Source organism: Escherichia sp. KCJ4928, from assembly GCF_004352695.1.
GTDB lineage: Bacteria > Pseudomonadota > Gammaproteobacteria > Enterobacterales > Enterobacteriaceae > ECMA0423.
The window spans coordinates 1-882 of the sequence record NZ_SJWV01000470.1 but is presented as its reverse complement, the minus strand read 5'-3'; the positions used below and the strand labels follow the sequence as shown (position 1 = coordinate 882).

1 protein-coding gene and 1 pseudogene are annotated in these 882 nt (G+C 35.4%); both read left to right on the top strand.

All coding sequences use genetic code 11. The features are described 5' to 3' along the window. On the top strand, positions 1–289 hold a 289-nt coding region (yhhH, locus tag E0D98_RS24905), incomplete at its 5' end, for a protein YhhH (protein WP_106421530.1). A gap of 104 nt (positions 290–393) precedes the next feature. Beyond that, positions 394–882 (top strand): annotated as a pseudogene (locus E0D98_RS24900) (lyase); the annotation flags it as partial.

Genomic DNA, 882 nt, shown 5'->3' with positions numbered 1-882 from the left:
GTGTAATAATAATATTAAAATAATGCGCAAGTATGAAAGTGAAGGTAAATATACCGTTAGAAATTTGGTTAAAAATAAAGCTATAGCATTGGAATTAGCTGAGATATATGTTAAGAATCGTTATGGACAGGATGCCGCAGAAGAAGAAAAACCATACGAAATCACTGAGTTAACAACAAGTTGGGTTGTTGAAGGTACCATTCACTCAGACCAAATTGCTGGTGGGGTTTTTATTATAGAAATAGGCAAAAATGATGGGAGAATTCTGAATTTTGGCCACGGAAAATAAGTATGTAAGGATAATCAAACATCGTGTGCGCTGATGGCAGAGTAGGTGGAGGACTCCAGACAGTCAAACGATAGAAAAAGATAGCCTTTATGGAGGTTCCTGCAATGTCAAATACATACCAGAAAAGAAAGGCAAGTAAAGAGTATGGTTTATATAATCAATGTAAGAAACTAAATGATGATGAATTATTTCGCTTACTTGATGATCACAATTCCTTGAAAAGGATTTCATCTGCCAGAGTATTACAGTTAAGAGGTGGGCAAGACGCTGTTAGATTGGCAATTGAGTTCTGCTCTGATAAAAATTATATCCGTAGAGATATCGGAGCATTTATACTCGGGCAAATAAAAATTTGCAAAAAATGCGAAGATAATGTTTTTAATATTTTGAACAATATGGCATTGAATGATAAGAGCGCTTGCGTTCGAGCTACGGCAATCGAGTCAACGGCTCAGCGATGCAAGAAAAACCCAATTTATTCACCTAAAATAGTAGAACAATCTCAAATTACTGCTTTTGATAAATCGACTAATGTCAGACGTGCTACAGCATTTGCTATTTCTGTTATCAATGATAAAGCAACAATTCCACTA